Annotated in this window: 5 protein-coding genes; 1 reads left to right on the forward strand and 4 read right to left on the reverse strand. The window is 68.9% G+C overall.

Translation table 11 applies throughout. The features are described from left to right. The 3 genes from sphsw_RS09725 to sphsw_RS09735 all read right to left on the reverse strand — a co-directional run. On the reverse strand, positions 1 to 1,845 hold a 1,845-nt coding region (locus tag sphsw_RS09725; RefSeq protein WP_031440446.1), incomplete at its 3' end, for a phosphoenolpyruvate carboxylase. Positions 1,846 to 1,950: 105 nt separating this feature from the next. Beyond that, positions 1,951 to 2,403 (reverse strand): EF-hand domain-containing protein, encoded by a 453-nt coding sequence (locus sphsw_RS09730; RefSeq protein WP_235188352.1) that lies wholly within the window; start codon positions 2,401 to 2,403, stop codon positions 1,951 to 1,953. After that, positions 2,366 to 2,932 (reverse strand): HNH endonuclease, encoded by a 567-nt coding sequence (locus sphsw_RS09735; protein WP_031440448.1) that lies wholly within the window; start codon positions 2,930 to 2,932, stop codon positions 2,366 to 2,368. The genes sphsw_RS09730 and sphsw_RS09735 overlap by 38 nt, the downstream gene beginning before the upstream one ends. 74 nt (positions 2,933 to 3,006) lie before the next feature. Here sphsw_RS09735 and gluQRS point away from each other — a divergent pair, with 74 nt between their 5' ends. After that, the gene (gluQRS, locus tag sphsw_RS09740; RefSeq protein ID WP_031440449.1) at positions 3,007 to 3,885 is read left to right on the forward strand and encodes a tRNA glutamyl-Q(34) synthetase GluQRS; all 879 of its coding nucleotides are present in this window, start codon (positions 3,007 to 3,009) and stop codon (positions 3,883 to 3,885) included. A gap of 154 nt (positions 3,886 to 4,039) precedes the next feature. Here the strand turns inward: gluQRS and sphsw_RS09745 are convergent. Next, positions 4,040 to 4,841, reverse strand: an 802-nt coding sequence (locus sphsw_RS09745) for a S41 family peptidase (protein WP_031440450.1), incomplete at its 5' end; no start/stop codon positions are given.

Below are 4,841 nucleotides of genomic sequence, written 5' to 3' on the forward strand. Positions count from 1 at the left end.
GCCGCCGGGCTGTGCGCGGATCGCCGCAAAGGCCGAGCCGCCGCCGCGCCCGACCGCGCCGCCGCGGCCGTGGAACAGCTGCATGCCGACGCCCGCCTGCTCGAACACGGGCCTGAGCGCGGTCGACGCCTTCGACAATTGCCAGGTGGAGGTGAGGTAGCCGCCATCCTTGTTGCTGTCCGAATAGCCGATCATCACCTCCTGATGACCGCGCGCCTTGGCGATCGTCGCGATCTCGGGCAACGCGAACCAGGCGGTCATGACCGCGGGCGCGGCCTCGAGATCGCCGATCGTCTCGAACAGCGGCACCGCCATGATCGCGGCGCTGGGCGTGTCGCCGGGGCGGTAGAGCCCGACCTCCTTCAGCAGCAGATTCACCTCGAGCAGGTCGCTGACCGACTGCGCCATCGAGACGATGTAGTTGGTGATGCAGGCGGGGCCGTAGGCGGCATGCGCGTCGGCGGCGGCCTGGAGAATCGCGAGCTCGCCCGCGGTCTCGTCGCTATAGGCGGCAAAGCGGGTGGTGAGCGGGCGCGCATTGGCAAGTTCGCGGCGGAGCAGCGCGACGCGCGCGTCCTCGTCGAGCGCGAGATAGTCCGCCTCGACGCCCGACACCTTGAGCAGTTCGGCGACGACGCGTTCGTGGACCGCGCTGTTCTGGCGCAGGTCGAGCGTGGCGAGGTGGAAGCCGAACGTCTCGACCGCGCGGATCAGCCGGCCAAGCGCGCCGCCGGTCTTGAGCGCGGTGCCGAGCCCGTGCGCGAGCGTGACGAGATCGGCGCGCAGATCGGCGGGGCTGGCATAGGGCGCGCCGGTGAGGCGGCCGGGGCGCGGCGCGGTCTTGCCGGTCAGTTTCTGCTGCGTCGCGGCGAGGCGTGCATAGATCCCCGACAAGGCGCGGCGATAGGGTTCGTCGGCGCGGCTGGTGGCGTCGTCGCCGCTTGCCGCAGCCAGCGCCTCGACCGCGGGGTCGGCGACGGCGTGCTCGGTCGAGATCGAGAGTTCGGCGCCGAGCGCGTGGACCGCCTGGCAATAATAGCCGAGCACCGCCTCGCTCGCGCGGGCGAGCGCGGTCTTGAGCGAATCGGCGGTGACATAGGGGTTGCCGTCGCGGTCGCCACCGATCCAGCTGCCGGGCTTGAGGAAGCTCGGCGTGCGTTCGCCGAGCGCGCGGTCCCAGCGCTGATAGAGCGCGGGCAAGGCGGGGAGGAAGACGTCACGCAGATAGCTGAGCGCGGTATCGACCTCGTCGGTGACGTAGAGCCGGTCGCGGCGCAGCACGCGCGTCTGCCACAGCAATGCGATCTGGCGCAGGATCGCGTCGTCGACCCGGTCGCCATCGGGGGTGGTGTCGCGACCCGCATCGCGCAGCGCGAGCAGCTCGGCGATGCGGTTGCGGTGGTCGATCATGCTCTTGCGCCGCACCTCGGTCGGGTGCGCGGTGAGCACGGGGACGATCAGCGCATGGTCGAGCAGCGCGCGGACCTGCGTCCGGTCGATCCCCTCGGCTTCGAGCTGCGCGATCGCGGAGGCGAGGTCGGCGCCGTGTTCGGCCGCGATCCCCTGCCGGTCCTCGGCCAGATTGGCGAGCATCGAGAACAGCATGAAGCCGCGGACGAAATCGAGCGTCTCGTCGAGGCTGAGCTTTTCGAGGCTGAGATCGACCGCGGCATGATCGTCGGTCCGGCCCTCGGCGAGGCCGCGGTGACGCTCGACCGAGGCCTTGCGGATCGTCTCGGTCGCCTCGAACAGACGCGGCCCGCCATAGCTGCGGATGACGTCGCCGAGCAGCGTGCCGAGGAAACGGATGTCGGAATTGTTCGCGATTGCGGGAAGACTGGCCATGCGCCTTGCTGCGCTGCGACAGGGATCAGGTCAACCGCCGAACCCGCAATCGGCGATGAAATCCACGTCTGAAGCTGTGCGATCAGGACATAAAGTTACAGGCGATCACCGCCCCTCGCGCTTGCGGGCTTCGGCGCGCTCTTCGGAGGTGACGGTGCCGTCGTGGTTCAGGTCCATCCGGTCGAACCATCGCAGCGTGCCTTCGCTCCACTCGACTTCGGTGATCACGCCGTCCTTGTTGCGGTCGAACGCCTTGATCCGTGCATTGGGGGAGGGCAGCTCGTCCTTGGTGATGCGATCATCGGCGTTGCGGTCGAGCGTGCGGAAGCGGCGTTCCATGCTCGCGCCAAAATCGAGCCGCGAGGTGACCGAGGGGGGGACGAAGCCGACCGCGCCGGCATCCGCCTCTGCGCGCTGCGCGTCATTGTCGCCGCACCCCGCGACGATCAGTCCCGCCGCGATCACACCCATCATCACCCGCATCGACCCGTCTCCCGCACAATGCTGCGCGGCCGGACGGTCACGCTTCGAGTTCAATGTCCCAGTAGAGCCAATCATGCCAGGTTTCGTGCAAATAATTCGGCGGGAAGCTGCGGCCATGTTCGTGCAGATGCCAGTTGGTCGGGCGGATCGGCTCGAGATGGAGCGGCATCGCGGCCTGGCGCGGGGTGCGCCCGCCCTTTTTGAGGTTGCACGGCGCACAGGCGGTGACGACATTTTCCCAGGTGGTCCGCCCGCCTTGCGCGCGGGGAATGACATGGTCGAAGGTGAGATCGCGCAGCTTGCCGCAATATTGGCAGGTGAACTTGTCGCGCAGGAACAGGTTGAAACGGGTGAAGGCGGGAAATTGCGACGGTTTGACAAATTGCTTGAGCGCGATCACCGAGGGGAGCTTCAGCGCGAAGCTGGCGCTGCGCACCTCGCGTTCGTAATTGGCGACGATATCGACGCGATCGAGGAAGACGGCCTTCACGGCGGTCTGCCAGGGCCAGACGCTGAGCGGATAATAGGAGAGCGGCGTATAATCGGCGTTGAGCACGAGCGCCGGACATCCATCCGGGTGGCGTATCAGGTCGGGGTGAAACACGGCTCCTCCCACAAAAGTCCCGGACGCGCTTTCGCGCACCGGCATGACAGGGTCATGACAGCACGGCGCGGGACATGGGGTCAAGTCCAGTGAACAGCGCGGAATTCGTCACGACGCGGTTCGCGCCCAGTCCGACCGGGCGGCTGCACCTTGGCCATGCGCTGTCGGCGATCCGCGCGCATGATTTCGCACGCGCGCGCGGCGGGCGGTTCCTGCTGCGGATCGAGGATATCGACATGGGCCGCAGCCGGCCCGAGCATGTCGCGGGAATCGTGGAGGATCTGCGCTGGCTGGGGCTGGACTGGGACGATCTGTCGTACCAGTCGGCGCGGCTCGCATCCTATCAGGCGGCGCTCGACGGATTGAACGCGCGCGGGCTGCTCTATCCGTGTTTCTGCACGCGCGCGGAGATCGCGGCGAGCCTGTCGGCGCCGCATGCCGGAGACGCCGCGGTCTATCCGGGGACGTGCCGGCGGCTGGCGCCCGCGGAGGTCGCGGCGCGGATGGGGGAGGCGCATTGCTGGCGGCTCGACATGGTAGCGGCGCTCAGCGTGACGGGACCGCTCGAATGGGTGGATGCGCGGGCGGGGAGGGTGCGGGCCGATCCGGCGGCGCAGGGTGACGTGGTGCTCGCGCGCAAGGATGCGCCCGCCAGCTATCATATCGCGGTGACGCTCGACGATGCGGCGCAGGGCGTCACCGACGTGGTGCGCGGCGACGACCTGTTCGCGGCGACCGACGTGCACCGGCTGTTGCAGGCGCTGCTGGGGTTGCCGACGCCGCGTTATCATCATCATCCGCTGATGCTGGGGGCGGATGGCGCGCGGCTCGCCAAGCGCACCGGCGCGCCCTCGCTCGCGGCCATGCGCGAACGGGGGGAGGATGGGCTCGCGGTCGCGGCTGGGGTGCGCGGGATGCTGGCGGGGGATGCTCCCCACCTGCCGTCATCCTGACGAGCGTCAGGACCCAGGGTTACGACGTTCGGCGTGTTTGGCTCTGGGCCCTGACTTTCGTCAGGGTGACGGGGTGGGTGGGTGAGCGCGGAGGACGGGGTGAGCGGGATTGACGGGGTGGGTGGGGTGACCCGGCCCCGTCGCGCCGGGCGGATCAATAGAGGCCGGGGACTTCGCGTTGCGGGGTGGTGGGGTGGTCGGGGATCAGCAGCGCGCGCGTGGGGAGGTCGGTCGTCGGCGCGGGCGTGCTGGTGCGGGCGGACGCGGTGGCCGCGGTCGCGGTGACCGGCAGGCAGCTGCGGCCGGCGAGGAAGTCGATCGCCTGGCGCGTCGAGGCTTCGCGCGGGTCGCCGAGCGGATAGCGGATGTCGTCCTCGGCCCGGCAGCTCGCCTCGACGGTGCCGGCAAGCCCGTCATAATAGGCGCCCTGGCGTGCGGCGTTCTGCGTCGACAGCGCGACCACGCGCAGACGGTCGTCGCAGGCGGCGCGGTCGAGCCCGATCTGGCCGACGGGCTTGCCATAGGTGTTGGTGCCGATCAGCCCGGCAGCGCTGTGCAGATAGGGGATCATCGCGTTGATCACGAGTTCGCTCGCCGAGGCGGTCCCGCCCGTGCCGATGAACGCGACGCGCGTCGGCGCGATCGATTCGGGCTGCGGCGCGAAGAAGCGCGTCGTGTTGTTGGCGGATTTTTCGGTGCGGAAGGTCGTGTAGCTCGACACTTCGGAGGTCGCGCGGTTGCGGCCGAGCAGGTCGGTCATCAGCTCTGCGATCGAGATCAGCCCGCCGCCATTATAGCGCAGGTCGATGACGATATCGGTGACGTTCTGTGCGCGGAAGCTGGCAAAGGCGGCGCGCAGCGCGGGGTCGGCGGTCGAGATGAACGTCCGGAGGTTGATATACCCATAGTTGCGCCCGCCATCGGCGATGACCTTCGCGCCGTAGCGGCTCGAGACC

The organism is Sphingomonas sp. FUKUSWIS1 (assembly GCF_000733135.1).
Taxonomy (GTDB): Bacteria; Pseudomonadota; Alphaproteobacteria; order Sphingomonadales; family Sphingomonadaceae; genus Sphingomonas; species Sphingomonas aerolata.

Bases quoted from the DNA above. Each gene is read 5' to 3' on its own strand.
- sphsw_RS09730 (WP_235188352.1), bottom strand. From the start codon at position 2,403: ATGATTGGCTCTACTGGGACATTGAACTCGAAGCGTGACCGTCCGGCC.
- gluQRS (WP_031440449.1), top strand. From the start codon at position 3,007: ATGGGGTCAAGTCCAGTGAACAGCGCGGAATTCGTCACGACGCGGTTC.